Origin of the sequence: Burkholderia sp. BKH01, from assembly GCF_025685725.1 — a bacterium.
Taxonomy (GTDB): Bacteria; Pseudomonadota; Gammaproteobacteria; order Burkholderiales; family Burkholderiaceae; genus Burkholderia; species Burkholderia pyrrocinia_C.
The window spans coordinates 181,133-206,107 of the sequence record NZ_JAOTQT010000009.1 but is presented as its reverse complement, the minus strand read 5'-3'; the positions used below and the strand labels follow the sequence as shown (position 1 = coordinate 206,107).

General features: G+C 65.2%; 21 protein-coding genes, 1 tRNA gene and 1 pseudogene. 16 read left to right on the top strand and 7 right to left on the bottom strand.

Annotation, left to right across the window (positions count from 1 at the left end; all coding sequences use genetic code 11):
• The first annotated feature begins 94 nt into the window (after window positions 1-94).
• From pheS to OEJ37_RS16515, 4 genes are all read left to right on the top strand, one after another.
• Window positions 95-1,108, top strand: a complete 1,014-nt coding sequence (gene pheS / locus OEJ37_RS16530; protein WP_034184012.1) for a phenylalanine--tRNA ligase subunit alpha — start codon at window positions 95-97, stop codon at window positions 1,106-1,108.
• Window positions 1,109-1,204: 96 nt separating this feature from the next.
• Window positions 1,205-3,634, top strand: a complete 2,430-nt coding sequence (gene pheT, locus OEJ37_RS16525) for a phenylalanine--tRNA ligase subunit beta (protein ID WP_263344864.1) — start codon at window positions 1,205-1,207, stop codon at window positions 3,632-3,634.
• Between the two features lie 72 nt (window positions 3,635-3,706).
• Window positions 3,707-4,093: an integration host factor subunit alpha gene (locus OEJ37_RS16520; protein WP_040144036.1), complete on the top strand. Its 387-nt coding sequence runs from the start codon at window positions 3,707-3,709 to the stop codon at window positions 4,091-4,093.
• A gap of 60 nt (window positions 4,094-4,153) precedes the next feature.
• A complete protein-coding gene (locus OEJ37_RS16515; protein WP_152863194.1) occupies window positions 4,154-4,567 on the top strand; it encodes a MerR family transcriptional regulator in 414 nt (137 codons plus the stop codon).
• Between the two features lie 81 nt (window positions 4,568-4,648).
• Here the strand turns inward: OEJ37_RS16515 and OEJ37_RS16510 are convergent, their stop codons facing one another.
• Complete coding sequence (locus OEJ37_RS16510; RefSeq protein ID WP_263344863.1) at window positions 4,649-6,859, bottom strand: hypothetical protein; 2,211 nt, start codon at window positions 6,857-6,859, stop codon at window positions 4,649-4,651.
• Between the two features lie 349 nt (window positions 6,860-7,208).
• On the bottom strand, window positions 7,209-7,511 hold the full coding sequence (locus tag OEJ37_RS16505) for a hypothetical protein (protein ID WP_263344862.1): 303 nt from the start codon (window positions 7,509-7,511) through the stop codon (window positions 7,209-7,211).
• A gap of 14 nt (window positions 7,512-7,525) precedes the next feature.
• Between OEJ37_RS16505 and OEJ37_RS16500 the strand changes: the two genes are divergently transcribed.
• The 4 genes from OEJ37_RS16500 (at window position 7,526) to OEJ37_RS16485 (ending at window position 10,651) form a co-directional block, all read left to right on the top strand.
• A complete protein-coding gene (locus OEJ37_RS16500) occupies window positions 7,526-8,239 on the top strand; it encodes a class I SAM-dependent methyltransferase (RefSeq protein ID WP_174421586.1) in 714 nt (237 codons plus the stop codon).
• A gap of 160 nt (window positions 8,240-8,399) precedes the next feature.
• Window positions 8,400-8,476 (top strand) — tRNA-Pro (locus tag OEJ37_RS16495).
• A 140-nt stretch (window positions 8,477-8,616) separates the two neighbouring features.
• Window positions 8,617-9,825, top strand: a complete 1,209-nt coding sequence (gene bamC / locus OEJ37_RS16490) for an outer membrane protein assembly factor BamC (RefSeq protein WP_258281967.1) — start codon at window positions 8,617-8,619, stop codon at window positions 9,823-9,825.
• A 535-nt stretch (window positions 9,826-10,360) separates the two neighbouring features.
• Window positions 10,361-10,651, top strand: coding sequence for a putative quinol monooxygenase (locus tag OEJ37_RS16485; RefSeq protein ID WP_152863202.1), 291 nt, complete (start codon window positions 10,361-10,363; stop codon window positions 10,649-10,651).
• 41 nt (window positions 10,652-10,692) lie between these two features.
• Here OEJ37_RS16485 and OEJ37_RS16480 read toward each other — a convergent pair whose 3' ends face one another.
• The 3 genes from OEJ37_RS16480 to OEJ37_RS16470 form a co-directional block, all read right to left on the bottom strand.
• Window positions 10,693-10,950 (bottom strand): hypothetical protein, encoded by a 258-nt coding sequence (locus OEJ37_RS16480; protein WP_034184019.1) that lies wholly within the window; start codon window positions 10,948-10,950, stop codon window positions 10,693-10,695.
• A 137-nt stretch (window positions 10,951-11,087) separates the two neighbouring features.
• Window positions 11,088-11,372, bottom strand: coding sequence for a hypothetical protein (locus OEJ37_RS16475; protein WP_096470773.1), 285 nt, complete (start codon window positions 11,370-11,372; stop codon window positions 11,088-11,090).
• 221 nt (window positions 11,373-11,593) lie between these two features.
• Window positions 11,594-12,310: a YdcF family protein gene (locus OEJ37_RS16470; protein WP_174421598.1), complete on the bottom strand. Its 717-nt coding sequence runs from the start codon at window positions 12,308-12,310 to the stop codon at window positions 11,594-11,596.
• 157 nt (window positions 12,311-12,467) lie between these two features.
• Here OEJ37_RS16470 and OEJ37_RS16465 point away from each other — a divergent pair, with 157 nt between their 5' ends.
• Window positions 12,468-12,785 carry a hypothetical protein gene (locus tag OEJ37_RS16465; protein WP_006495354.1) on the top strand — a complete coding sequence of 106 codons (318 nt, stop codon included), beginning with the start codon at window positions 12,468-12,470 and terminating at the stop codon, window positions 12,783-12,785.
• Window positions 12,786-12,978: 193 nt separating this feature from the next.
• Here the strand turns inward: OEJ37_RS16465 and OEJ37_RS16460 are convergent, their stop codons facing one another.
• The gene (locus tag OEJ37_RS16460) at window positions 12,979-13,230 is read right to left on the bottom strand and encodes a hypothetical protein (protein ID WP_174421584.1); all 252 of its coding nucleotides are present in this window, start codon (window positions 13,228-13,230) and stop codon (window positions 12,979-12,981) included.
• 201 nt (window positions 13,231-13,431) lie between these two features.
• Window positions 13,432-13,827, bottom strand: a pseudogene (locus tag OEJ37_RS16455) (transposase); the annotation flags it as partial.
• 431 nt (window positions 13,828-14,258) lie between these two features.
• Between OEJ37_RS16455 and OEJ37_RS16450 the strand changes: the two are divergent.
• The 7 genes from OEJ37_RS16450 to infB all read left to right on the top strand — a co-directional run bounded on the left by OEJ37_RS16450 (window position 14,259) and on the right by infB (window position 24,974).
• Entirely contained in the window at window positions 14,259-15,161 is a 903-nt protein-coding gene (locus OEJ37_RS16450; protein WP_152863206.1) for a LysR family transcriptional regulator, read from the top strand.
• 74 nt (window positions 15,162-15,235) lie between these two features.
• On the top strand, window positions 15,236-16,438 hold the full coding sequence (locus OEJ37_RS16445; RefSeq protein ID WP_263344859.1) for a pyridoxal phosphate-dependent aminotransferase: 1,203 nt from the start codon (window positions 15,236-15,238) through the stop codon (window positions 16,436-16,438).
• A 272-nt stretch (window positions 16,439-16,710) separates the two neighbouring features.
• Window positions 16,711-17,754, top strand: coding sequence for an SMC-Scp complex subunit ScpB (gene scpB / locus OEJ37_RS16440; RefSeq protein ID WP_263344858.1), 1,044 nt, complete (start codon window positions 16,711-16,713; stop codon window positions 17,752-17,754).
• A gap of 60 nt (window positions 17,755-17,814) precedes the next feature.
• Window positions 17,815-19,557, top strand: a complete 1,743-nt coding sequence (gene rluB / locus OEJ37_RS16435) for a 23S rRNA pseudouridine(2605) synthase RluB (RefSeq protein ID WP_263344857.1) — start codon at window positions 17,815-17,817, stop codon at window positions 19,555-19,557.
• A 455-nt stretch (window positions 19,558-20,012) separates the two neighbouring features.
• Window positions 20,013-20,471 carry a ribosome maturation factor RimP gene (rimP, locus tag OEJ37_RS16430; RefSeq protein ID WP_174421580.1) on the top strand — a complete coding sequence of 153 codons (459 nt, stop codon included), beginning with the start codon at window positions 20,013-20,015 and terminating at the stop codon, window positions 20,469-20,471.
• Complete coding sequence (gene nusA / locus OEJ37_RS16425; protein WP_048020756.1) at window positions 20,471-21,946, top strand: transcription termination factor NusA; 1,476 nt, start codon at window positions 20,471-20,473, stop codon at window positions 21,944-21,946. The genes rimP and nusA overlap by 1 nt, the downstream gene beginning before the upstream one ends.
• 91 nt (window positions 21,947-22,037) lie before the next feature.
• Window positions 22,038-24,974 carry a translation initiation factor IF-2 gene (infB, locus tag OEJ37_RS16420; RefSeq protein ID WP_152863214.1) on the top strand — a complete coding sequence of 979 codons (2,937 nt, stop codon included), beginning with the start codon at window positions 22,038-22,040 and terminating at the stop codon, window positions 24,972-24,974.
• Window position 24,975 lies beyond the last annotated feature (1 nt).

Here is a 24,975-nt window from a genome sequence, read left to right as displayed (position 1 = left end):
CTGCAGCGAAAACGGGGCTCTTCCGAGCCCCTTTTTTGTTTGGATGGGCGATTTCGCTCGCCAAGACCGAATGACGTTGGAAATGATGGGATCTATGGATCTGGACCAGATTGTCGCCGACGCGCAGCAGTCCTTCGAACAGGCTGCCGACATCACCACGCTCGAAAACGAGAAAGCACGCTTTCTCGGCAAGTCGGGTGCGCTGACCGAGTTGCTGAAGGGCCTCGGCAAGCTCGATCCCGAAGCACGCAAGACCGAAGGCGCACGCATCAACGTCGTGAAGCAGCAGGTCGAAGCCGCGCTGACCGCACGTCGCCAGGCGCTGGCCGACGCGCTGTTGAACCAGCGCCTCGCCGCCGAGGCGATCGACGTGACGTTGCCGGGCCGCGGCGCCGGTGCAGGCAGCCTGCACCCCGTGATGCGCACGTGGGAGCGCGTCGAACAGATTTTCCGCTCGATCGGTTTCGACGTGGCCGACGGTCCCGAGATCGAGACCGACTGGTACAACTTCACGTCGCTGAACAGCCCGGAGAACCATCCGGCCCGTTCGATGCAGGACACCTTCTACGTCGAAGGCAAGGATGCCGACGGCCGCCAGCTGCTGCTGCGCACGCACACGAGCCCGATGCAGGTGCGTTACGCGCGCATGAACCGTCCGCCGATCAAGGTGATCGCGCCGGGCCGCACGTATCGCGTCGACAGCGATGCGACCCACTCGCCGATGTTCAATCAGGTCGAGGGGCTGTGGATCGACGAGAACATCAGCTTCGCCGATCTCAAGGGCGTCTATACCGACTTCCTGAAAAAATTCTTCGAGCGCGACGACATCCTCGTGCGCTTCCGTCCGTCGTATTTCCCGTTCACGGAACCGTCGGCCGAAATCGACATGATGTTCGAGCAAGGCAAGAACGCCGGCAAGTGGCTCGAGATCTCCGGCTCGGGGCAGGTGCATCCGACCGTGATTCGCAACATGGGCCTCGATCCCGAGCGTTACATCGGCTTCGCGTTCGGCAGCGGCCTCGAGCGCCTGACGATGCTGCGCTACGGCGTCCAGGATCTCCGGCTGTTCTTCGAGAACGACCTGCGGTTCCTGCGCCAGTTCGCATAACGCCGCTCGCCGCGCCGACCTGTGCCCGCGCACGCCCCGACGGACGATCCGATGGGGCCCGGGCGTCGATCTAACCTGTTTCGAACGTAGACATCCATGCAATTCCCTGAATCCTGGTTGAGAACCTTTGTCGACCCGCAGCTCACGACCGACGAACTGTCGCACGCGCTGACGATGGCGGGGCTCGAAGTCGAATCGCTGAGCAAGGCTGCGCCGCCGACGTCGAAGATCGTCGTCGGCCGCGTGCTCGAAGTCGTCAAGCATCCGGATGCGGACAAGCTCAATGTCTGCCAGGTCGACGCCGGCACCGGCGCGACGCTGAACATCGTCTGCGGCGCGCCGAACGTGGCGCCCGGCATCAAGGTGCCGGTCGCGCTGGTCGGCGCGGAACTGCCGCCGGCGGAAGAGGGCGGCAAGCCGTTCGCGATCAAGCTGTCGAAGCTGCGCGGCGTGGAGAGCCAGGGGATGCTGTGCTCGGCGCGCGAACTGAAGCTGTCCGAGGATCACAGCGGCCTGCTGATCCTGCCGGAAGACACGCCGGTCGGTCAGGACATCCGCGAGACGCTCAATCTCGACGACACGATCTTCGAAATCAAGCTGACGCCGAACAAGGCCGACTGCCTGTCCGTGTTCGGTATCGCGCGCGAGACGGCCGCGATCACCGGTGCGCCGCTGACGCCGGTCGACATCCGCCCGGTGCGCGTCGAGCTCGACGAAACGCTGCCGGTGCGCATTGCTGCTCCGGATCTGTGCGGCCGCTTCTCGGGCCGCGTGATCCGCGGCGTGAACGCGCATGCGAAGACGCCGCAGTGGATGGTCGAGCGCCTCGAGCGTTCGGGGCAGCGCAGCGTGTCCGCGCTCGTCGACATCTCGAACTACGTGATGTTCGAGCTCGGCCGCCCGTCGCACGTGTTCGATCTCGACAAGATCCACGGCGGCATCGAGGTGCGCTGGGGCAAGCGCGGCGAATCGCTGAAGCTGCTCAACGGCAATACGGTCGAACTGGACGAAACGGTCGGCGTGATTGCGGACGACCGCCACGTCGAAAGCCTGGCCGGCATCATGGGTGGCGACAGCACGGCCGTCACGCTCGACACGACCAACATCTACCTGGAAGCCGCATTCTGGTGGCCGGACAGCATCCGCGGCCGTGCGCGTAAGTACAACTTCTCGACCGATGCGGCCCATCGCTTCGAGCGCGGTGTCGATTACGCGACGACCGTCGAGCACGTCGAGCGCATTACGCAACTGATTCTCGAAATCTGCGGCGGCAAGGCCGGCCCGGTCGACGATCAGGCCGTGAACCTGCCGCAGCGCGCGCCGGTGAAGATGCGCGTGTCGCGCGCGAACCGCATCATCGGCGTGAAGATCGGCGCCGACGAGATCGCCAGTATCTTCACGCGCCTCGGCCTGCCGTTCGAGCGTGACGACGACGCGTTCCTCGTCACGCCGCCGTCGCACCGCTTCGATATCGAGATCGAGGAAGACCTGATCGAGGAAGTGGCGCGCATTTACGGTTTCGAGAAGATCCCGGCGCGTCCGCCGGTCGCGACGAGCGAAATGCGTGCGACCAACGAGACGCGGCGCTCGATCCACGACATCCGTCACGCGCTCGCCGCGCGCGACTATGCGGAAACCGTCAACTTCAGCTTCGTCGATGCCGAGTGGGAGCACGATTTCGCAGGAAACGATAACCCGATCCGCCTGCTGAACCCTATCGCGAGCCAGCTTTCGGTGATGCGCACGACGCTGTTCGGCAGCCTGATCGCCGTGCTGCGCCACAACCTGAACCGCCGCGCCGATCGCGTGCGCGTGTTCGAGTCGGGCCGTGTGTTCCTCGCTGATCCGTCGGTGAAGGCAGGCGAGCTGGCCGTCGAAGGTCATGCGCAGCCGAAGCGTGTCGGCGCGCTTGCCTACGGTCCGGCACTCGACGAGCAGTGGGGCGCAGCGACCCGCGCGGTCGATTTCTTCGACGTGAAGGGCGATCTGGAGGCGCTGCTCGCGCCTGCGGCCGCGCGTTTCATGAAGGCAGAGCATCCGGCCCTTCATCCGGGCCGCAGCGCGCGCATCGAGGTCGATGGCCGCGCGGTCGGCTGGATCGGCGAGCTGCACCCGCGCCTGATGCAGAAGTACGAGCTGCCGCATGCGCCGGTGATGTTCGAAATCGATGCGGACGCGCTGATCGCGCGTGCGCTGCCCGCGCCGACCGACGTGTCGAAATTCCCGCCGGTACGTCGCGATATCGCCGTTGTCGTCGATCAGGCGGTCGAGGTTCAGGCACTTTTCGACGAAATGAAGAAGGCGCTTGCCGAAGAGGCCTGCCGATTCGTTCAGAAGGTTGTACTCTTCGACGAATTTCGTGCAAAATCAAATACTTCCGGTGGTCTTGCCGCGCACGAGAAGAGCCTTGCCTTCCGCGTGACGCTGCAGGACGCGGCTGGCACGCTGCAGGACGAGGTCGTCGATCAGGCGATCCAGACGCTGGTCGAGCGGATGGCTCGTGCCGGTGCGCGCCTGCGCGGCTAAGGAGAGGGCCCGCCCGCTTGCGGGCGGCTTTTTCCCATCGTAAGTTTTGATTCAACGCGCTGTATGGCAGATATGAACGACATGACCTCGAGTGAATTCGAAGCCCTCCTGACGGCGCAACGCAGCGCCATGAACCGCGACGCTTCGGCGCCGGCGTCTGCCGAGACGCCGACGCTGACGAAAGCGGAGCTGGCGGAGCTGCTGTTCGACAGCGTCGGGCTGAACAAGCGTGAAGCGAAGGACATGGTCGAGGCGTTTTTCGAAGTGATCCGCGACGCGCTCGAAAATGGCGAAAGCGTCAAGCTGTCGGGGTTCGGCAATTTCCAGCTGCGCGACAAGCCGCAACGTCCGGGCCGCAATCCGAAGACGGGCGAGGCGATTCCGATCGCGGCCCGCCGGGTGGTAACCTTCCACGCGAGCCAGAAGCTGAAGGCGCTGGTCGAAAACGGCGCGGAGTAACGCCCCGCGCGCTGACGTCCCGCGCGGCCGCCGCGCACCCTTACCGACGGTTAACCGACGATGACCACCACGGTTGAGAAAGTCGTTTTGCCTCCGATTCCCGCGAAGCGCTACTTCACGATCGGTGAAGTCAGCGAACTGTGCGGGGTCAAGCCGCATGTGCTGCGTTATTGGGAACAGGAATTTACTCAGCTTCGGCCGGTGAAGCGGCGCGGCAATCGTCGGTATTACCAGCATCACGAAGTGCTGCTGATCCGGCGGATTCGCGAGTTGCTGTATGAACAGGGGTTCACGATCAACGGTGCGCGCAACCGGCTCGATTCGCCGAGCGGCGAGCGGGCCGCGGCGGAACCGGTCGAACCCGAGATGCAGGCCGCCGACGCGCGTGCGCCCGGCAAGCCGGGTGCAACGGTCGATGTCATCGCGCTGCGGCAGGCGCTGCTCGACGTGATCGACGGACTGAAGCACGACTGAGCGAGCAGCGCGAAGGATGAAATGAAAAGCCCGGTTGGCGAAGCGCCATCGGGCTTTTTTCATGCGTGTCGCGTATGCCGATCAGCGCGACGCGAGCGGATTCTTCTGCCCCATGTCGACGACCAGCGTGCCGTCCGGCAGCATCCGCACCGAGCCCTGCGCGACCTGGCTGCGATAGCCGTACAGGTCGAAACGCATCGGGCCGGCCTCGGCGGAATTCCGGATCAGTGCGCGCACGTTCAGTTCGAGCACGTTGAACATCTTCATGTCGCCGCCTTCCATCCACATGTAGCTCGGCGCATCGATCTGCGGCCGCTTCGGCGCGGGCGTGCCCGCCGCCCGCCGGAACGTGAGGCGCAGCCCGTCGCGCTCGACCGTTGCCTGCCCGAGCTTGCCGTTCAGCACCGGCGGCGGGAACACTGTGTACTGGTCGAGCACGAGCGTGTCGCCGCGCAGTTCCGCGCCGCGACGCTGCAGCGGCGTCAGCGAAGCGAGCTCGATGCCGAGCGAGCGCAGCAGCTTCGCCTGCGGAATGCCGAGCACCGACACCTGGGATGGCTTGAACGCGAGGTGCCGGTCGTCGAGCACCGTCAGCGAGCCCTGCATGTCGGTCGGGAGCCAGACGCCGGGCACGTGATTCCACAGCTTGATGCCGCCCTGGACGCGCAGGTTCTGGCCATCCGCGCTGAGCTGCAGGTCGTTCAGCGAGCGCGGCGAGTAGTCGAGCAAATAGTTGTTGAAGAGCGCGGACATCGCCTTCCACGACTCGACTACCGTGCCGCCAAGAATGCGGATGTCGTACTGGTTCGGATCGTCGAGGTCGACGGGCTCGCCGGGCCGCTTCGACACGAGTTCGACGTCGAGATCCTCGACATGAAAGCCGATATCGCCGGACAGGTTGAAGTCGACGTTGCGCAGATGGATCGTCGGGTTGCGGTTCGATACGTGCCGTTCGTTGAACGGCGTGGTTGATGTGCGCCGCATCGCTACCGTCTGCATGCCGGGTCGCGCGGTGTGCGCCGCGAGCGCGTAGGCTTCCCAGTGCTGGCGTACGTCGCGCAGCACGTTTTGTTGCGCGGCGAGGAAGCTGTCGTTCAGGCGCGCGGCCGCGTTGCCGAGCAACGCACCGCTGGCCGGGCCCGTGTACGAAGGCATGTGGATTGCCATCGCACCGCTTTCATCGAAATTGAAGTAGCCGGCCGACACCTGGTCGCGATAGTGATACAGGTCGAACACGAAATTCCGGTCGCGCTTCGCAGGATCGGCCGGACCGATCAGGATGTCGGCGTTCATCGGCATCGAGCGCATGAACTTCACGTCGCCGCCGCGGATGTACATTGCCTGCTGCGGTGCGTTCGCAGGCATCGCGAAGCCCGCATGCGTGCCGTCGTCGAGCGCCAGGTCGAGGCCGGCCGGCGTCACGCGCAGCGAGGTGATCGTGAGCTTCAGGCGCGGCGGCGGCATCAGCTTGTCGACCGACATCACGAGATCGTCGCCGGCGAGCTGCGCGATCGGCGTCTGGACCTTCAGCAGGTCGGCCATCTTCACGTTGGCCGCGCGCATCACCGGCTGCGCGTTGATGCCCGACACGCGTACGCCGGTCGGGTGGAACACGAGCTGGCTGCCGTCGCGGATCGCGAGCGTGCCGGTCAGCGAGAACGGCACCCAGCCGTCGCGCTGCATTTCGCCCTGCAGGTGGATCACGCCGTCGCCGGCCGACACGGCGAGCTTGCGCAGCGGTGCGTTGCGGTAACCGAAGATATAGGTATTGAAGAGGGCGGTCAGCTTCGCGTTGTCGAGCGTGACCGTGCCTTCGTGCACGTCGATCTCGAAGCTCGTCGGATCGTCGAACACGATCGGCGCGCCGGCCTGCGTCGGCACGAGCGTGGCCGACAACTGATGGATGAAGAAGCCGAGGTTGTTGACGATGCGGAAATCGACGTCGCGCAGGAACGTCATCGCGCCGTTCTGGCCCGAGTCGCGCAGCGTGAACGGGCGCGGTTGCGTGAGGCTGATCGACGCGAGCGACGGCACGGTGCGCGCGATCTGCTGCTCGCGGGCGAGGCGTTCGGCTTTGGTGCGCTCGATCTTCGTCGACGCGACCGACGCGTTGCCGTCGCGCTGCGCAGACGATTCCGCACAGCCGGTGCAGAGCAGCGCGAGCGTCAGCGCGCCGCAGCCGAACACGCGGGATGTCTTGTGCGAGACCGGGGCGGCCGCGCGTCGCGGGCCGGAAAGCCAGTCGAAAATTGCCAAAGGCGAGCGATGGCCGCGCCGGACCGCATTCCGCATCGTCTGTCTCCATGTCTTGTCGTGATCGACGGCGGTGCGTGTCACTGCACGGCGCGAGCGTCGATGCCGTGCAGTGTGTCATAGCGCGCTAGAGCGGCGTTACCAAACAACGGGCGCCCGGGCGTGCCAAGCCGGCGGGCTGCGGGACAATGGATTCGGGGTGGCGGGGCGGCCGGATCAAACGGTCGTTTGGTTTGTGCGAGCCTTCGGCCAACGTGTTTTCCGGTGCGCGGGCAAATCCGTCGCCAGCCTTGGCCGGCGTGGGTTCTCACCGGATTCGCGAAGCGACGGCCGAGGCGGTCGAAGCAAGCCAGCGATCCGGCCCCGTCGTGGTCGCCCGCAGGGCCGATCAGGCCAGCAGGCGCTGCCGGATTGCGTTCAACGTCGTGCCGCCGGTCGTCACATAGCCGGTTCCGTCGGGTCCGCCCGTGTCGCGAAGTTCGGCGCCGCCCCCAGCCGCGGTGTCGCGACCGGCGCGCCCGCAATCGAGTCGCCGCCGCGTGCCGACGGAAGCGATGCCCCAACATCCATCGTCTTTTTCGATTAGGGACGAATGCGGGTTGCCGGGCCGTGCAGCGTCGACAAGTACGATCGGCGGCAACGGCGAGGTAAGATCAGCTTTATGGCTGTCCGGATCAAAACACTTGGCCATCACGGGGAAGCGTCATGGATCTGAAGGAAGTCGACGTATTGGGGGCGAGTGCGGGCGATCACTGGTACTACGCGTCGAAGGCGAGCGCGATCCGTCGGTTCCTGGGCGGGTCGGGCGCGAACCGGATACTCGACGTCGGTGCAGGCTCTGGCTTCTTCTCGAAGTACTTGCTCGAACGCACGCAGGCGACGGAGGCGTGGTGTGTCGATACGAGCTATGCCGCCGATGCGGACGAGGAGACGGCCGGCAAGCCCATCCACTTTCGGCGGGCCGTCGAGCGACTCGATACCGATCTCGTTTTGCTGATGGACGTGCTCGAGCATGTCGACGACGATGTCGGGCTGCTGGCGCAATATGTGAAGGGAGCGCCACCGGGCAGCCGGTTCCTGATCACGGTTCCCGCGTTCCAGTTCCTCTGGAGCGGCCATGACGATTTTCTCGAGCACAAGCGCAGGTATACGCTTGGCGGTCTCGAGGATGTGGTTCGCCGCGCCGGGCTCGACGTCGAGCGCGGCGCCTATTACTTCGGCCTCACGTTTCCGCTCGCGGCAGCGTTGCGGCTGGGCGAACGGGCGCGTCGGCATGAGCGCGAGCCGGCGTCGCAATTGCGCCGACACCATCCGCTCGTCAACGGCTTGCTCAAGATGATCTGTCGCGTCGAGTTGCCGATGTTCCGGTTCAACCGCGTTGCCGGCCTGACGGTCATCTGCGTTGCGCGCAAGCGGTGAAGGCGATGCGGACGCCGCGTAGTCGGGGCGCGGATTGCGCCGGCATGTGCGTCGCCACCCGTATCGGTGCCGTCACGCCAAAAAATTTCACAAGAACATTCACAAAATGCATGCGACCCGATTCTAAATCGGAAAAGTGTCTGTTATACTTTTCTTCTTTCGGGGCGTAGCGCAGCCTGGTAGCGTACCTGCATGGGGTGCAGGTGGTCGGAGGTTCAAATCCTCTCGCCCCGACCAGACAAGAACCCGCGTCAGTTCAAGCTGACGCGGGTTTTTTCTTGCCGCTCGCTTTTTTGCACATCGCGGCGCGGCCCCGGTAAAATGCAAGGTTGATCCACGGAAAGCGCCGTGATTTAGCGGAAGAGGATTCCCCGAACATGACTGATCTTCGTCTTACCATGCGGTTCGCTGCAGTGCTCGCCACTGGCGCGCTCGTCGCCGGTTGCGGTACGTCGTCGCCCACGAAAGTGGACTACAAGAGCGATTCGAAATCGAAGGAAGCGTCGCTCGCAGTGCCGCCCAACATGCTCGACGAGACGGCCGATCAGCGTTCGCTGCCGCCCCAGGGCGGTGCGACTTCCCTGTCTGCGCTTCAGCAGGTCCAGCAGGCGGCGCCTGCGCTGGACACCGTCGCGCCGGCCGTGGCCGGCATGCATATCCAGCGCGACGGCACCGAGAGCTGGCTCGTGATCGACGGCAAGCAGCCGGCCGCCATCTGGCCGCAGGTGCGTCGTTTCTGGCAGGAGCAGGGCTTCCTGCTCGTTGTCGACCAGCGCGACAAGGGGGTGATGGAGACCGACTGGAACGAAACCCATCCGCAGATCAACGACGGCCTGATCCGCAGTGTGATCTCGAAGGCGATGGGCAACTCGTACGTGACGGCCGAGCGTAACAAGTACCGCACGCGTCTCGATTCGGCACCGAACGGCGGCACCTACGTGTTCATCAGCCAGAAGGGGATGCGCGAGGCGATCACCGGCGCGAACAACGATTCGAGCAAGTGGGAACCGAAGCCTAACGATCCGGCGCTCGAGGCCGAATACCTGAAGCGGCTGATGGCCGTGCTCGCGCAGAACGAGCAGCGCGCGAAGAACGGCGAACCGCCGATCGCGAACATCAAGGACAACGCGGTGCCGAAGGACAAGAAGTCCGACGCCGATGCTTCGTCGAAGGCTGCCGCCGCGATCGCCGCGCAAAACGTTTCGCGCACGTCGGCGCAAGGCAACGATGCGGCCGACGCGGCCGTGCCGTCCGAAGTTACGCTTGGCGAGCCGTACGACCGGTCGTGGCTGCACGTCGGTCTCGCGCTCGATCGTGCGAACTTCACGGTCGACGATCGCGATCGCACGAAGGGCCTGTATTTCGTGCGCTATGTCGACCCGAAGGATCTGAGCTCGGCCGAGCAGGGCTTCTGGAGCCAGCTGTTCCACGGCAAGAAGGAAAAGCAGGCGAAGCAGTACCGCGTCAACGTGAAGGCGCTCACGGACGACCAGACGCGCGTCGCGGTCGTCGACGATTCGGGGGCGATCGACACGTCGTCGCCGGCTCGCCAGATCATGGGGCTGCTCGTGAATCAGCTCCGCTGATCCCGACGTTTCTCCGCATCAGTGAAAAGCCCGCCATTCGGCGGGCTTTTTTCATGGCCACTCGCCGGCGTACGCTTATGTGAGACGTTCGGTCCCTCCTCGTGACGTTACGTAACATCCGTACGTTACGGCGGCAGAACACGGTGTCACATTGTCACCGACAAAAAATTGTCCTTATAAATCAACGAAATGATCGGCATTCGAAACCTGGCACGCAACCTGCTATATATGTTGGAATCGTTAGAGCCGGGAGGATGGCGTCAGATGCCGGGAGTGCGCCGCGAGCGCCGGATCAACGGTATCGATGTCTTCAAATGTCGGCGCGGCAAGCACCGACGCAACTGATGACGATCCGCACCAGCGTGCGGATCTCGATGGCCCCGTCGCCTATCCTCGTAGGGCGACGGTTTCGCCCGCGCTTCTCTGAAGCGCGGGCTATTTTTTTGGGGTCGTCGTTCGGTGTCGCATTGGCGCGGCGCGATGCGCGATGCGTGATTCGCGTATTCTCGGACTTTTCTGGATGAAGGAGGCGGGAATGGCGGAAATTGCAGTCGTGGCGCTGATTGTGGCGAAGCCGGGCGCCGAGGACAAACTGCGCACCGTGCTCGAAGGGATCGTCGAGCCAACCCGCAACGAAGCCGGTGCATTGCAGTACGACCTGCACCGGGACCTGAAGGAGCCCGCGCGGTTCGTATTCGTCGAGCGCTGGAGGAGCGAGGAGGCGCTGGCTGCCCATGCGCGTTCCGCGCACATTCTCGCTTATCGCGAAGCGGCCGCGGACTGGATCGAAAGTTCCGAAATCCGCGTACTGTCGAAGCTCGTCTGAGCCCGGTAGGGCGACCGGACGCGTCCGGTCGCAGTAGCGCGTCAGTGCGACGTGCCGGGTACGTCGAGGATCAGGATGATCGTCCAGTCGGCGTCGCCGTCGTGATGATACTGGCGCTCGGCGACGATGAACGGTTGCTGCTTGCCTTGCGGGCCGAGGAAAAGCACGTCGCCCTCCATCGGCAGGCATTCGATCGGCGGCAGCGCGAGGAACGCGTCGGCCGAGCCGCGGGGCATCAGTTGCTTGATCTGGCGAGTGGCGGCTTCGGTCCACTCGATGTCGAGTTGAATGTTGCTCATGCTGTCCTCCGCACCGGGGTGCGCACGGGTGGAAAATTTCGGTGCGCGACTTTAGCACAGCGCGCGGGCGCCGCAACCAAAAAAGCCGAACCCGGTTGCCCGGATTCGGCTTTTTCGCTTGTGCGGTGCCGCCGAACTTACTGGCTGGCAGCGTCTGCCGGAGCGGCCTTGGCAGCCTTCTTGCCGGCCTTCTTCGCAGCAGCCTTGTGGTGAGCAGCCTTCTTGCCGTGGTGATGCTCTTCCTGCATCGCCGGCTGAGCGGCTTCGGCCGCTTGCTGCTGCTGCAGCGCCTGTGCGCGCTGCTCGATCTCGGAGATCTTTGCCGGATCGGTAATGGTCTTGATTTCCGTGCTCTCTTGCGCATACGCTGCGCCAGTCAGCGCCGACATCGCTACCAGGATAGCCAGGGACGTCTTCTTCATTGCTTTACCTCCGCTAAGTGGTGATGAACCCGAATCTTGCCGTTTTGTCTGGCGACTGAAATCGAGTGCGTGTCGAGTGTAACAAAAGTGACGGATCAATGTGCACCGGATCTTGGCGCGACGCAAGGCCGCGTTGAAGTCGCGCAACACTTCGCGCACTTCGTCACGCGCCTGCCATCCTGGGCGGCACTGCCATTTCTGCTCCCGTTTTCGCGCAGTCGTCAGAACCACCCGAGCCATCGGTAGACGTGGAACTGTGCGATGCCGACCAGTTCGTGCAGTGCCTGTTCGGCGTTGGCCACATTGCGCCAGCGCGGCAGCCAGCCCGTTTGCGCGCGCCGGCGATTCGCATACACGGGTTGCGGATCGATGCCGAAACGGCGGAAATCGAGCAGTGCGCGGCGCATCTGATACGACGAGGTGACGAGAATGCGCGCGTCGTCATACTGTGGGCGTAGTATAGACGCAGTGAATTTCGCGTTTTCGTAGGTTGTGCGGCTGTTCGGCTCGAGAATGAGATCGGCGGGAGCGACGCCTTCCGCGACAAGCTGGCGTCCATATACGGCCGCCTCGGTTTCGCCGTGACCCTGCGGGTCGCCGCCCGACATCACCACGGTGCAGTGGTCGGCCTGCTGCCGGCACGCGCGATAAAGCGCCGTCACCTTGTGGATGCGTGCGACGCCATCGGGCGGCGGCCGTAGCCCGGAGTCGGTGCGATGCGTGCCGGCGCCGATGAGAATCAGCGTGGTTCGCCCGTGCATGTCGGGGTGCTCGACCGGCTCGACGCCCGCCTCGGTCCACGCGATCAGCGGCGCGGCGAGCCAGCCCGTGGCGAGCAGCCAGAACAGCGCAACGGCGGCGATCGAGATGAGTCGTCGCCGCTTGCGGCAGAGCATGAAACAGATGAAGAGAAGTACAAATGAATCGAACAGAATCAATTTGATTGGGGTATGGTGTCTTTTTATGGACGGCTGACGATCCGGCCCTGACGCGACGCCGAACGTCGGCCTCCAGAATCGGTGGCGGTATCGGCGGGCGGAGACCCTGCCCGGCGCACCGCTTCGCATTGTCGCTGCACTTTAAGAAAGAATCGAGATGGCCACGTATTCCAACGAAGCGGTGCTCGACGCATTGAGACGAGTGCAGTACCGCCAGGTACCGTGGGCACGCCGCCCGGGCGTGTTCGAGTATCTCCGGTCGCTCGGGCTGATGGACACGGTCAGGCAGAAGACCGTTGCCCCCGCGCCGGGTTTTCACGCACCGGTGGACATCGCCGTACTGACCGACAGCGGTCGAGCCGAATTTTCGCGCCTCGAGCGCGACGAGAAATTACTTTCCTGGACCGATCGCCGCATGGACGACTACGCATTGAGCGAAGCGAGCGCCGTGGCGATTCTCGAAAGCCGACTGTAGCAGCGGACCATCCCGCCTCGGGCGTCGCCGCGCGCCGCCGATGTCAAAAAAAAGCCCGTATCGCGAGGATACGGGCGTACCGGATACTTTTGCTGTTGCCACGCTGTGCTCATGGCAACGATGTGACTCGTCGCATGCGGCGCAGTTCCCGAAAGCGGGCATTTTCTTTGACTGAATCCTGAAATTCGCAGGACTACGGATGACGCGGCAAGTCCGACGGCTGCGAGCCGATGCGTGCGCGTGCATTGCTGGCGATGTCGCCGCGCAAGTCGCCGCGCGGCACGGTCTGCCGGCTGGGCTGGGCGGAGGGCGGCGGCTGGCGGAGGGTATTGCGGTGATCCTGCTGGCGATGAGGCGGTTTCGCGCGATCGTCGGCGTGAGCTGGAGCGGTCAGCGCCAGGGAAATGACAATGCCGCATGCGACGAGCAGTGACATTGATTTCATGGCGGGGCTCCCTTCAAGCCGTCGACGCGGCCTGTTGATATATCGCTAAGGTAAGCGTGGGAGTGCAGGCTTGCTGTAAATATTGGTAAATAGATGTATCGCGGCACGACAGCGGTAATCGACGGCAACAACGGCGTCGCGAAAAGGTCGCGTCGCAAATAGAAACCGGGCGGCCGAAGCCGCCCGATCAAGCATTCGTTACGCCATCTTGACGGGCGCGCGCCAGGATTCCGGATTGGTCCAGAAGGCGCCGCGCAGCCGGTCGCGGCTCGGCGGTGCAGGCGGCTTCGCGGCGCTCGCGCCGATGCGTCCGCGCAGCGAGATCTGCCGGCCGCTCGTGCCGAGTCGCTTCACGATTTCGGCGAGCGTGCCGTCCGCCTGCCATTCGTCGAAGCGACGGCGGCAGGTCGGCGGCGACGGATAGCGGCCCGGCAGCTTCGACCAGCCTTCACCCGTCGACAGCACCCACAACACGGCGTTCACCACCGAGCGCGCTTCCACTCGGGGGCGGCCGCGCCGCTCACTCCGTGCAGGTTCCGAGCAAAACAGACCCTCGACCAGCGCCCACTCGTTATCTCTCAAATCGTCGAACAGCATCATGTCCTCACCTCAGCGAAGCTAACTCCGGTGCGCTGCCCTGCGCCGCGCACTCTTCAAGCACTCGATCGTCGAGTGCCGGGTGGGGGCGTCCGGTTGGCCGGCAGCGGCGTTTCTGCCTTTCCATCCGACGAAACCTACGCCCTGTGCGCCAGGTAATGCACGAAGCGTGCCACGTCGGAGGCGAATCCCTCGAGAGCCGCTTGGCAGCGAGCTAACGGCTAAGTCAGCTAGGGGCGTATAAGACGCCAAAATAACCCGCCAGCAAATCGGGACAATCACCAATCTTGTGCAGTTCGCCCGTGCTGCGTGCGTTCGCGTGTGTATTGCACCGCAGCGAAACATGTGCGGCCGGTGCCGGATTCGCACATCGAAGCCGAATTCGCGCATTAAAATCGTGCATTGATATCGACGATTGATGAGGTCAGGAGATGAACGTCACGCTGCGCCAGCTTCGCGTATTCATCGAGGTAGCGCGGCTCAAGAGCTTCAGTCGGGCGGGCGACGAGATCGGGCTCACGCAGTCCGCGGTCAGCCGCTGCGTGCGTGAACTCGAGGCCGAGCTCGGGCTGAAGCTGATCGACCGCACGACGCGCGATGTGCAACTGACCGACGTCGGCGCGAACCTGATCGCGAGCGTGTCGCGTCTGATCGACGATCTCGACGACACGCTGCGCGAGATTCGCGAGATCGGCGAGCAGCGCCGCGGGCGCGTGATCGTCGCGGCGAGCCCGACGATCGCCTGCAGGCTGATGCCGCGCGTGGTTGCATCGTGCGAGCGTCAGTTTCCGTTCGTGACGCTTGGCCTGCGAGACGACGTGCAGAGTGACGTGCTGCGCAAGGTGAAGTCGAGCGAAGTCGATTTCGGCGTCGTGATCGGGCCGCTTACGGTCGCCGATCTCGTCTGCGAACCGCTGATGACCGATTCGTTCTGCCTCGTCGCACGTGCCGACCATCCGCTCGCGGCACGTTCCGAGGTGCCGTGGACGGCGCTGGACGGCGAGCGCCTGGTGCTCCTCGATCACGCGTCGGGAAGCCGGCCGCTGATCGATGCCGCGCTGGCCGCCCATCGCGTCAATGCGACGGTCATGCAGGAACTCGGGCATTCGGCGACCGTGTTCGGGCTCGTCGAGGCCGGCGTCGGCGTGAGCGTGCAGCCGTGGCTGTCTCTGCCGCTGCCGGCCGGCTCGACACTCGTCGCGCGGCCGCTCACGCCGCGCACCGAGCGCACTGTCGAACTGGTGCGTCGCCGCGACAGGTCGTTGTCGCCCGCGGCGCAGGCGATCTGGGAGCTCGTGCGGCAGATGCCGGCGAGGGCGGAGGATCTCGACTGACGTGCGCGGACGCGGGGCGGCCGGCTTGCGGGCCGGTACACTACGCGGATCGTGTTCCTCGGCGGTGATTCTCGATGACGCATTCCGCAGATTTTTTCCCGGCGACCGATGGGCCGGCGGCGCGCGCCGCGGTGCACGCGTTGCGTCCGTCACTGATCCGGGAGGTGGCGAACGCCGGCTTCGACGTGCCGGACATGCTGCCGTTCTGGTTCGGCGAATCCGACCGCGTGACGCCGGATTTCATCCGCGACGCCGCAGCGGCGGCGCTGCGCGATGGCGCGACCTTCTACACGCACAACCTCGGCACTGCGCCGCTGCGCGACGCGATTGCGGGCTACGTGAGCGCGCGTCATGGTGCGACGGCGGCCGACACGGTGGCCGTGACGAGTTCGGGCGTGAACGCGCTGATGCTGGCCGCGCAGTTGCTGGTCGGCCCGGGCGAGCGTGTCGTCGCGGTCACGCCGCTATGGCCGAATCTCGTCGAGATTCCGAAGATCCTCGGCGCGCAGGTCGAATGCGTGCCGCTCGGCTATGGCGACGCGGGCTGGCGGCTCGATGTCGAACGGCTGCTCGCCGCGCTGACGCCCGATACGCGGATGCTGCTGGTCAATTCGCCGAACAATCCGACCGGCTGGACGATGTCGCACGAGGATCAGCAGGTCGTGCTCGCCCATTGCCGCCGTCACGGCATCTGGCTGGTAGCTGACGAGGTATACGAGCGGCTCGCGTTCGGCGAGGGTGGCGCGCCGTCGTTCCTCGATATCGCCTCGCGCGACGAGCGGGTCGTTGTCGTGAATTCGTTCTCGAAGGCATGGGCGATGACGGGCTGGCGGCTGGGATGGCTCATTGCACCGGCTTCGGTGATGGGCGATCTGTCGAAGCTCGTCGAATACAACACGTCGTGTGCGCCGGGCTTCGTGCAGGCCGCGGGCGAAGTCGCGCTGCGCGACGGCGAGCCGTTCGTGCGGTCGTTCGTCGCGGCGCTGCGCGAAGCGCGCGATCACCTGGTCGCCGCGCTGCGGACACTGCCGGGCGTCGAGGTGCCGCCTCCGCCGGGCGCGATGTACCTGTTCCTGAGGTTGCCGGGCGCGGCCGACAGTCTCGCGTTCTGCAAGACGCTGGTGCGCGATGCGGGGCTCGGGCTCGCGCCCGGGCGGGCATTCGGCCCGGAGGGGGAGGGATTCGTGCGCTGGTGCTACGCATGCGATCCGGCACGACTTGACGCGGGCGTCGAGCGGCTGCGCCGGTTTCTCGCGCACGGCGCGGCCGCCCGTTGAAGCGGGGCCGGAGCGGGCGCGGCGCACTGGCGGCGAGCCGATCCGCTCATCTTTACGCACAGGGCAATTTTGCGTAATATGGCGCTCAGTCACGCGGTTCCGTCGTTGAGCCGTGCTGTTCCGTCCGGTTTGGGCCTGGCCTGAAGTTGGTTCGCCGCCCCCGGTTCGTGCTCCCATCAATATGACCGATCAGAATCGGGCGAGCGCGTCTTCCGTTCCTTTCGTCTGTTTGTTGATCCGGTTCGTTTGACCACAGGGTCTGGCCTAGCTGCATGAATACCCAAGAGGCGAAGATCGTCCTCGAGACTGCTTTGATCTGTGCGCAGGAACCGCTGAAGCTCGGCGATTTGCGCAAGCTCTTTGCCGACGGCGTGTCGGCTGACACGGTCCGCACGTTGCTCGAAGATCTGAAACAGGATTGGTCCGGCCGAGGTGTCGAACTGGTGGCGCTGGCGACCGGATGGCGCTTCCAGAGCAAGCCGGCGATGCGTCACTATCTGGACCGCCTGCATCCCGAGAAGCCGCCGAAATATTCGCGCGCGGTGCTCGAAACGCTCGCGATCATCGCGTACCGGCAGCCCGTCACGCGCGGCGATATCGAAGAGATTCGCGGCGTCACGGTCAATACGCAGGTGGTCAAGCAGCTCGAGGATCGCGGCTGGATCGAGGTGATCGGTCATCGTGACGTGCCGGGGCGTCCGGCGCTGTATGCGACGACCAAGCAGTTCCTCGACGATCTCGGCCTGAAGGCGCTGGACGACCTGCCGGCGCTCGAAGAGCCGGCCGCGAACATCGAGGCAGCGCTGCTTGCGCAGCAGGCAATGGACTTCGACGGCGACGTACCGGTTGCCGATGGAGCGCCGCAAGCCGGTGACGCAGCGGATGGCGTGCCGCAGGCGCAGGCGGATGAGGCGTCCGCTGGCCAATTGGCCGAATTGCCGGGCGATGTCGCGTCGGCGCAGGAAATGCCGAACCGCGATACGCTCGATGCTGATCGCGGGCAAACGGAACAAGCGGATCAGGTTGGCGCCGAAGCAGTGCCGACCGATGTGCAGCCCGAGCCGCTGCGTGCGGATTGGAGCGAGGAAGATCGCAAGCCGGCTGCCGAAGCGGCTGCCGGAGACGGAGCGGAAGCGGCCGGCGACATGCCCGGCGAGGCTGGCCATGCCGACGCCTCCCGCTCCCGTCCCGCGGACGGCGAGATGCTGGACGACACGTCCGACAGTCTCGCCGATGCCGTACGAAGCGCCAGTGCGCCCATCGGCGCCGACGCGCTGCCGGACGACGAAGCAGAACCCGAACAGCGTCGCGCCTGAACGCGGCCAACTTCTTGCCGCGCCCGCGCCGGGCGCGAGACCTGACATTTTGAGGTTGTTTTGACAGATATCCACGATATTGAATCGTCCGCGCCTGCCGTGCAGGCAGCGCGTGCCGACGATGCACCGGAGCAGGACGCTTCGGCCGCGGGTGGCGACGAGCGTCCCCGCCGCGGTCTGCGGCGAGGCCCGCGCAGCCTGATCGCGCGGCGTCGCGCAGCAGCCAAGTCGAAGGGCGCCGAAGGCGAGTCGCAGGGCGGTGAAGGCGCGGATGCGCAACCGGCCGAGGCTGCCGAAGCGCAGCCCGCGCGCGCGCCGCGCAAGGAAGGTGCCGCCAAGGGCAGCCGCAAGCCGCCCGGCAAGCGCGAAGGCGCGGCCAAGGGCGGTCAGGGTGCGCAGGGCGGCCAAGGCCGCCGTGGCAGCGCGCCGAAGGCTGAGGGTGGTATGGCGAAGGCGGAAGGCGATGCGTCCCAGGACGAACTGTTTGCATACGTGACGTCGCCCGCATTCGACGCGGACAACTCTGCGGGCGGTAGCGGCGTGCGTGCGCCGATGCTGCGCCGCGGCCGCAGCCAGCCGGCGAACAAGCGCGTGCTGTCGCCGGACGACGACGCGCCGAAGCTGCACAAGGTGCTGGCGGAAGCGGGCATGGGCTCGCGCCGCGAAATGGAAGAGCTGATCGTTGCCGGCCGCGTGTCGGTGAACGGCGAGCCCGCGCACATCGGTCAGCGCATCATGCCGACCGACCAGGTGCGGATCAACGGCAAGCCGGTCAAGCGCAAGCTGCCGAACAAGCCGCCGCGCGTGCTGCTGTACCACAAGCCGACCGGCGAAATCGTCAGCCACGCGGATCCGGAAGGCCGTCCGTCGGTGTTCGACCGCTTGCCGCCGATGAAGACGGCGAAATGGCTTGCGGTGGGCCGCCTCGACTTCAATACCGAAGGCCTGCTGATGCTGACGACGTCGGGCGACCTCGCGAACCGCTTCATGCATCCGCGCTACAGCGTCGAGCGCGAGTACGCGGTGCGGGTGGTCGGCGAGCTCACCGAAGGCAATCGGCAGAAGCTGCTGCACGGCGTCGAGCTGGACGACGGCCCCGCCAATTTCCTGCGCATCCGCGATGGCGGCGGCGAAGGCACGAACCACTGGTATCACGTCGCGCTGGCCGAAGGCCGCAACCGCGAAGTGCGCCGGATGTTCGAGGCGGCCGGCCTGATGGTGAGCCGCCTGATCCGTACGCGTCACGGTCCGATCCCGCTGCCGCGCGGTCTGAAGCGCGGCCGCTGGGAGGAGCTCGACGACGCGCAGGTGCGCAAGCTGATGGCGACCGTCGGTCTGAAGGCGCCGTCCGAGGAGAAGGGCAAGCGCGGCGGTGCCGGCCAGGCAGAGCGCCGCCAGCCCGATCCGATGCAGACGTCGATGGGTTTCATCAGTCGCGAGCCGGTGCTGACGACGCACGGACAGCTCGACCAGCCGCGCCGTGGCGGTGGCCGTCGCGGCGGGCCGGGCCTGCCGGGCCTGAGCGGCTACGGTAGCCTGCCGGTCGCACCGTCGGGCTACGGCAACCGTGCTGGCGGCGGTCGCGATGGCAACCGTTCGGGCGGTGGCCGCGACGGCAACCGCTCGGGCGGCGGCCGTGATGTCGACGGCAACCGCGCGTCGTACGGCGCAGGCCCCAAGCGTGAGGGCGCGGGCGGCAAGCGAGGCGGCGGCAAGGGCGGCAATCGTCCCGAAGGCGCCGGCAACAGCGGCGGCCCGCGCGGCGGGCAGCGTCCGCAGCGCAGCCGCACGCGCAGCCGCTAAGCGTATCGGCATGCGGCGGCGCAAAGCCGCCGGCGTGCCGGCAGGATCGGCATCCGTCCGGTTTTGTCGGCACGATGCGTTGCTTTTTTTGATTTCGACTGTATATATGCCGCGTGCCGCTGAATGGCAGTCGGCATGACCGACGTCCGGTGTGGCAGGATTGCGCCGGTTGATCGGGCAGCCCGATTTCGCATTTTCGGCCCGTAAATGCAGTCGAAACGCTGCTTTCACCGGCTGGCTTGGCGTTTGCGCCAAAAATCGCTATAATCGCGGAGTCGCTGGGCGTACGGATTCAATGTGCGGCTCAGGTGCGACCACCAGTAAGAAGATGGGCGTTCCGCCCATTTTTTTTTGCTGAAACGGTTAGGCATCTCGGGTAGCGCTTCCTGCGCCGGCTAAGGCGCGCGCCCGCGGGTGAATCGCGAGCGGCGGGCGCGAACACCTGAGAGGACACTGTGCAACTGACGGAACTGATAGAAACCACGGTCACCGGGCTCGGCTACGAGCTGGTGGATCTCGAGCGCACCGGGCGCGGCATGCTTTGCATCTATATAGATCAGCTTGCCGGCATCTCGCTCGAAGATTGCGAAAAGGTCACGCGTCAGCTCCAGCACGTCTTGACGGTCGAAAACATCGATTACGAACGGCTCGAAGTCTCGTCCCCGGGGCTCGACCGCCCGTTGAAGAAGCTGGCCGACTTCGAGCGCTTCGCAGGCAGCGAAGTTTCCGTGACCTTGAAAAAGCCGCTGGACGGGCGCAAGACGTACCGGGGCATTCTGCACGCGCCGAATGGCGAAACGATCGGTTTGGAATTTGAGAGGAAGAAGGGCGAGGCGGCCATGCTGGATTTCACGCTGGCCGATATCGACAAAGCCCGCCTGATTCCGCAAGTTGACTTTAGGAGCCGCAAATAATGAGTCGCGAAGTGTTGATGCTGGTGGATGCGCTGGCGCGCGAGAAAAACGTCGACAAGGATGTGGTGCTGGGCGCCCTCGAGGCTGCGCTCGCGTCCGCTTCCAAGAAGCTGTTCGACGAAGGCGCCGAAATCCGCGTCCATATCGATCGCGAAAGCGGCGAGCACGAAACCTTCCGTCGCTGGCTCGTCGTGCCCGACGAGGCAGGCTTGCAGGAGCCGGATCGCGAGATCCTGCTGTTCGAAGCGCGTGAGCAGAAGCCCGACGTCGAAGTCGGCGAATATGTCGAGGAACCCGTACCGTCGATCGAGTTCGGTCGCATCGGCGCGCAGGCCGCGAAGCAGGTGATCCTGCAGAAGGTGCGCGACGCAGAGCGCGAGCAGATCCTGAACGACTACCTCGAGCGCGGCGAAAAGATCATGACGGGTACGGTGAAGCGCCTCGACAAGGGCAACTTCATCGTCGAATCGGGCCGTGTCGAAGCGCTGCTGCGCCGCGACCAGCTGATCCCGAAGGAAAACCTGCGCGTGGGCGACCGCGTGCGCGCGTATATCGCGAAGGTCGACCGCACCGCGCGCGGCCCGCAGATCGAGCTGTCGCGCACGGCGCCCGAGTTCCTGATGAAGTTGTTCGAGATGGAAGTGCCGGAAATCGAGCAGGGCCTGCTCGAGATCAAGGCGGCGGCCCGCGACCCGGGCGTGCGCGCGAAGATCGGCGTTATCGCGTACGACAAGCGAATCGATCCGATCGGTACCTGTGTCGGCATTCGCGGCTCGCGCGTGCAGGCCGTGCGCAACGAGCTCGGTGGCGAAAACATCGACATCGTGCTATGGTCGGAGGATCCCGCCCAGTTCGTGATCGGCGCGCTCGCGCCGGCAGCTGTCCAATCGATCGTCGTCGATGAAGAAAAGCATTCGATGGACGTCGTCGTCGACGAGAACGAGCTGGCTGTCGCGATCGGCCGCAGCGGTCAGAACGTTCGCCTCGCCGGCGAATTGACCGGCTGGCAGATCAACATCATGACGCCGGACGAATCCGCCCTGAAGCAGGGTGAAGAGCGCGACCGGCTGCGTGCGCTGTTCATGGCGCGTCTCGATGTCGACGAAGAAGTTGCCGACATCCTGATCGACGAAGGCTTCACGAGCCTCGAAGAGATCGCTTACGTGCCGCTCAACGAAATGCTCGAAATCGAGGCGTTCGACGAGGACACCGTGCACGAACTGCGCAACCGCGCACGCGACGCGCTGTTGACGATGGCTATCGCGAACGAAGAAAAGGTCGAGAACGCAGCGCTGGATCTGAAGAGCCTCGACGGCATCACGCCGGAGCTGCTCGCGAAGCTGGCCGAACACGGTGTGCAGACGCGAGACGATCTCGCCGAGCTTGCAGTAGATGAACTGGTCGACCTGACCGGAATGGAAGAGGATGCCGCTAAGGCGTTGATCATGAAAGCACGTGAACACTGGTTCCAGTGAGAAATGACCATGGCGCACTGATTTGATGGCGGCCGTATGGCCTGACCCGATGCTAACAGCAAGGAATCGGTCCTTGCACTAAGAGGAATGAATGGCGAGTAACAACGTAGCCCAATTTGCCGCGGAACTGAAAATGCCTGCTGGTGTGCTGCTCGAACAGCTGCAGGCAGCGGGCGTCCAGAAAGCGAGTGAAGACGATGCGCTGTCCGAAGCGGACAAGGCGCGTCTGCTCGATCATTTGCGCAAGTCGCATGGCGCAACCGACGGCGACAAGCGCAAGATCACGCTGACCCGCAAGCATACGTCGGAGATCAAGCAATCTGACGCGACGGGCAAGGCTCGCACCATTCAGGTCGAGGTCCGCAAGAAGCGCACGTTCGTCAAACGCGACGACGTGAGCGATGGCGCGGAACAGGGTCAGGCGCAAGCCGTCGAAGCGGACGACGATGCAGAACTGAAGCGTCGCGAGGAAGAGGCGCGCCGCGAGGCCGAGCTGCTCGAGAAGCAGGCTCAGGAACTGCGCGAGCGGCAGGAGCGCCTCGAGCGCGAGGAAGCCGAGCGCCGCGCCCGCGAGGAAGCGGCTGAAGCCGAGCGCCGTCGCGCCGAGGAAGAGGCTGCGGCGAAGCGTGCCGCGGCCGAAGCCGCTGCGGCACAGCAGCAGGTGGCAGCGCAGCAGGCTGCTGCAGCCGAGCCGGAAGCGCCGAGCGCGCCGTCCGCGCAGGACGAAGCGCGCGTGGCCGCCGAAGCTCGTGCGGCCGCCGAACGTGCGGCACAGCGCGAAGCGGCGAAGAAGGCCGAGGACGCAGCCCGCGAGGCGGCGGACAAGGCGCGCGCCGAGCAGGAAGAGATCAGCAAGCGCCGTGCGGCCGCCGAGGCCGAAGCGCGCGCGATCCGCGAAATGATGAACACGCCGCGCAAGGCCGTGGTCAAGGCAGTCGAGCCGCCGAAGCCGGTCGAGCCGCCGAAACCGGCCGAAGCGAAGGGTACGCTGCACAAGCCGGCGAAGCCGGAAGGCGCGCAGGCGCGTCCGGCAGTGAAGAAGCCGGCCGGCGCAGCGCCGGCAACGACGCAGGCACCGGCAGGCGCGGGCGACCGCAACAAGAAGCCGGGCGCAGGCAAGGGCGGCTGGCAGGACGACGCAGCGAAGCGCCGCGGCATCAAGACGCGCGGCGATTCGAGCGGTGGTGTCGACCGTGGTTGGCGCGGTGGCCCGAAGGGCCGCGGCCGTCACCAGGACAGCGCATCGTCGTTCCAGGCGCCGACCGAGCCGATCGTGCGTGAAGTGCACGTGCCGGAAACCGTGTCGGTTGCCGATCTCGCGCACAAGATGTCGATCAAGGCCTCGGAAGTCATCAAGGTGATGATGAAGATGGGCCAGATGGTCACGATCAACCAGGTGCTGGACCAGGAAACGGCGATGATCGTCGTCGAGGAACTGGGTCACCGCGCGGTTGCCGCGAAGCTGGACGATCCGGAAGCGCTGCTCGTCGAAGGCGAAACGACCACCGATGCGGAGCAACTGCCGCGTCCGCCGGTCGTCACGGTGATGGGTCACGTCGACCACGGCAAGACCTCGCTGCTCGACCACATCCGCCGCGCGAAGGTTGCCGCGGGCGAAGCGGGCGGCATTACGCAGCACATCGGCGCGTATCACGTCGATACGCCGCGCGGCGTCATCACGTTCCTCGATACGCCGGGTCACGAGGCCTTCACGGCAATGCGTGCACGCGGCGCGAAGGCGACCGACATCGTGGTGCTGGTGGTGGCGGCCGACGACGGCGTGATGCCGCAGACGAAGGAAGCGATTGCCCACGCGAAGGCGGGTGGCGTGCCGATCGTCGTTGCGATCAACAAGATCGACAAGCCGGAAGCGAACCCCGATCGCGTCAAGCAGGAGCTGGTCGCGGAAGGCGTCGTGCCGGAAGAGTACGGTGGCGATTCGCCGTTCGTGCCGGTGTCGGCGAAGACGGGTGCCGGCATCGACGATCTGCTCGAGAACGTGCTGCTGCAGGCCGAAGTGCTGGAACTGAAGGCACCGGTCGAAGCGCCGGCCAAGGGCATCGTGATCGAAGCGAAGCTCGACAAGGGCAAGGGCCCGGTCGCGACGATCCTCGTGCAGTCCGGTACGCTGAATCGTGGCGACATCGTGCTCGCGGGCTCGGCCTACGGCCGCGTGCGCGCGATGCTCGACGAGAACGGCAAGCCGACGAAGGAAGCCGGCCCGTCGATTCCGGTCGAAATCCAGGGTCTGTCGGAAGTGCCGGGCGCGGGCGAAGAAGTGATCGTGCTGCCGGACGAGCGCAAGGCGCGTGAAATCGCGCTGTTCCGTCAGGGCAAGTTCCGCGACGTGAAACTCGCGAAGCAGCAGGCCGCGAAGCTGGAAAGCATGCTCGAGCAGATGGGCGAAGGCGAAGTGCAGAACCTGCCGCTTATCGTCAAGGCCGACGTGCAGGGCTCGCAGGAAGCACTCGTGCAGTCGCTGCTCAAGCTGTCGACCGACGAAGTGCGCGTGCAGATCGTGCACGGCGCGGTGGGCGGCATCAGCGAAAACGACGTCAACCTTGCAACGGCGTCGAAGGCCGTCATCATCGGCTTCAACACGCGTGCGGATGCGCAGGCGCGCAAGCTCGCGGAAGCCAATGGCGTCGACATCCGCTACTACAACATCATCTATGATGCAGTGGATGAGGTGAAGGCGGCGATGTCGGGCATGCTGGCGCCGGAGAAGCGCGAAGTCATCACCGGTACGGTCGAGGTGCGCCAGGTGTTCAAGGTGCCGAAGATCGGTGCGGTCGCCGGTTGTATGGTCACGGACGGTATCGTCAAGCGCTCGTCGTCGGTTCGCGTGCTGCGCAACAACGTCGTGATCTTCACGGGCGAACTCGAGTCGCTGAAGCGCTTTAAGGACGACGTGAAGGAAGTGAAGCAAGGCTTCGAGTGCGGTATGTCGGTGAAGAACTTCAACGACATCGTGGAAGGCGACCAGTTCGAAGTCTTCGAAGTGACCGAAGTCGCGCGTACGCTGTAAC

Excerpts from the sequence above, each read along its gene's own strand:
- infB (WP_152863214.1), top strand. The coding sequence starts at position 22,038 with ATGGCGAGTAACAACGTAGCCCAATTTGCCGCGGAACTGAAAATGCCT.
- OEJ37_RS16465 (WP_006495354.1), top strand. The coding sequence starts at position 12,468 with ATGGCCACGTATTCCAACGAAGCGGTGCTCGACGCATTGAGACGAGTG.
- OEJ37_RS16460 (WP_174421584.1), bottom strand. The coding sequence starts at position 13,230 with ATGAAATCAATGTCACTGCTCGTCGCATGCGGCATTGTCATTTCCCTG.
- scpB (WP_263344858.1), top strand. The coding sequence starts at position 16,711 with ATGAATACCCAAGAGGCGAAGATCGTCCTCGAGACTGCTTTGATCTGT.
- OEJ37_RS16515 (WP_152863194.1), top strand. The coding sequence starts at position 4,154 with ATGACCACCACGGTTGAGAAAGTCGTTTTGCCTCCGATTCCCGCGAAG.
- pheT (WP_263344864.1), top strand. The coding sequence starts at position 1,205 with ATGCAATTCCCTGAATCCTGGTTGAGAACCTTTGTCGACCCGCAGCTC.
- OEJ37_RS16510 (WP_263344863.1), bottom strand. The coding sequence starts at position 6,859 with ATGCGGAATGCGGTCCGGCGCGGCCATCGCTCGCCTTTGGCAATTTTC.
- pheS (WP_034184012.1), top strand. The coding sequence starts at position 95 with ATGGATCTGGACCAGATTGTCGCCGACGCGCAGCAGTCCTTCGAACAG.
- OEJ37_RS16475 (WP_096470773.1), bottom strand. The coding sequence starts at position 11,372 with ATGAAGAAGACGTCCCTGGCTATCCTGGTAGCGATGTCGGCGCTGACT.
- OEJ37_RS16485 (WP_152863202.1), top strand. The coding sequence starts at position 10,361 with ATGGCGGAAATTGCAGTCGTGGCGCTGATTGTGGCGAAGCCGGGCGCC.
- OEJ37_RS16480 (WP_034184019.1), bottom strand. The coding sequence starts at position 10,950 with ATGAGCAACATTCAACTCGACATCGAGTGGACCGAAGCCGCCACTCGC.
- bamC (WP_258281967.1), top strand. The coding sequence starts at position 8,617 with ATGACTGATCTTCGTCTTACCATGCGGTTCGCTGCAGTGCTCGCCACT.
- OEJ37_RS16450 (WP_152863206.1), top strand. The coding sequence starts at position 14,259 with ATGAACGTCACGCTGCGCCAGCTTCGCGTATTCATCGAGGTAGCGCGG.
- OEJ37_RS16500 (WP_174421586.1), top strand. The coding sequence starts at position 7,526 with ATGGATCTGAAGGAAGTCGACGTATTGGGGGCGAGTGCGGGCGATCAC.
- OEJ37_RS16445 (WP_263344859.1), top strand. The coding sequence starts at position 15,236 with ATGACGCATTCCGCAGATTTTTTCCCGGCGACCGATGGGCCGGCGGCG.
- OEJ37_RS16520 (WP_040144036.1), top strand. The coding sequence starts at position 3,707 with ATGAACGACATGACCTCGAGTGAATTCGAAGCCCTCCTGACGGCGCAA.
- OEJ37_RS16505 (WP_263344862.1), bottom strand. The coding sequence starts at position 7,511 with ATGGCCAAGTGTTTTGATCCGGACAGCCATAAAGCTGATCTTACCTCG.
- nusA (WP_048020756.1), top strand. The coding sequence starts at position 20,471 with ATGAGTCGCGAAGTGTTGATGCTGGTGGATGCGCTGGCGCGCGAGAAA.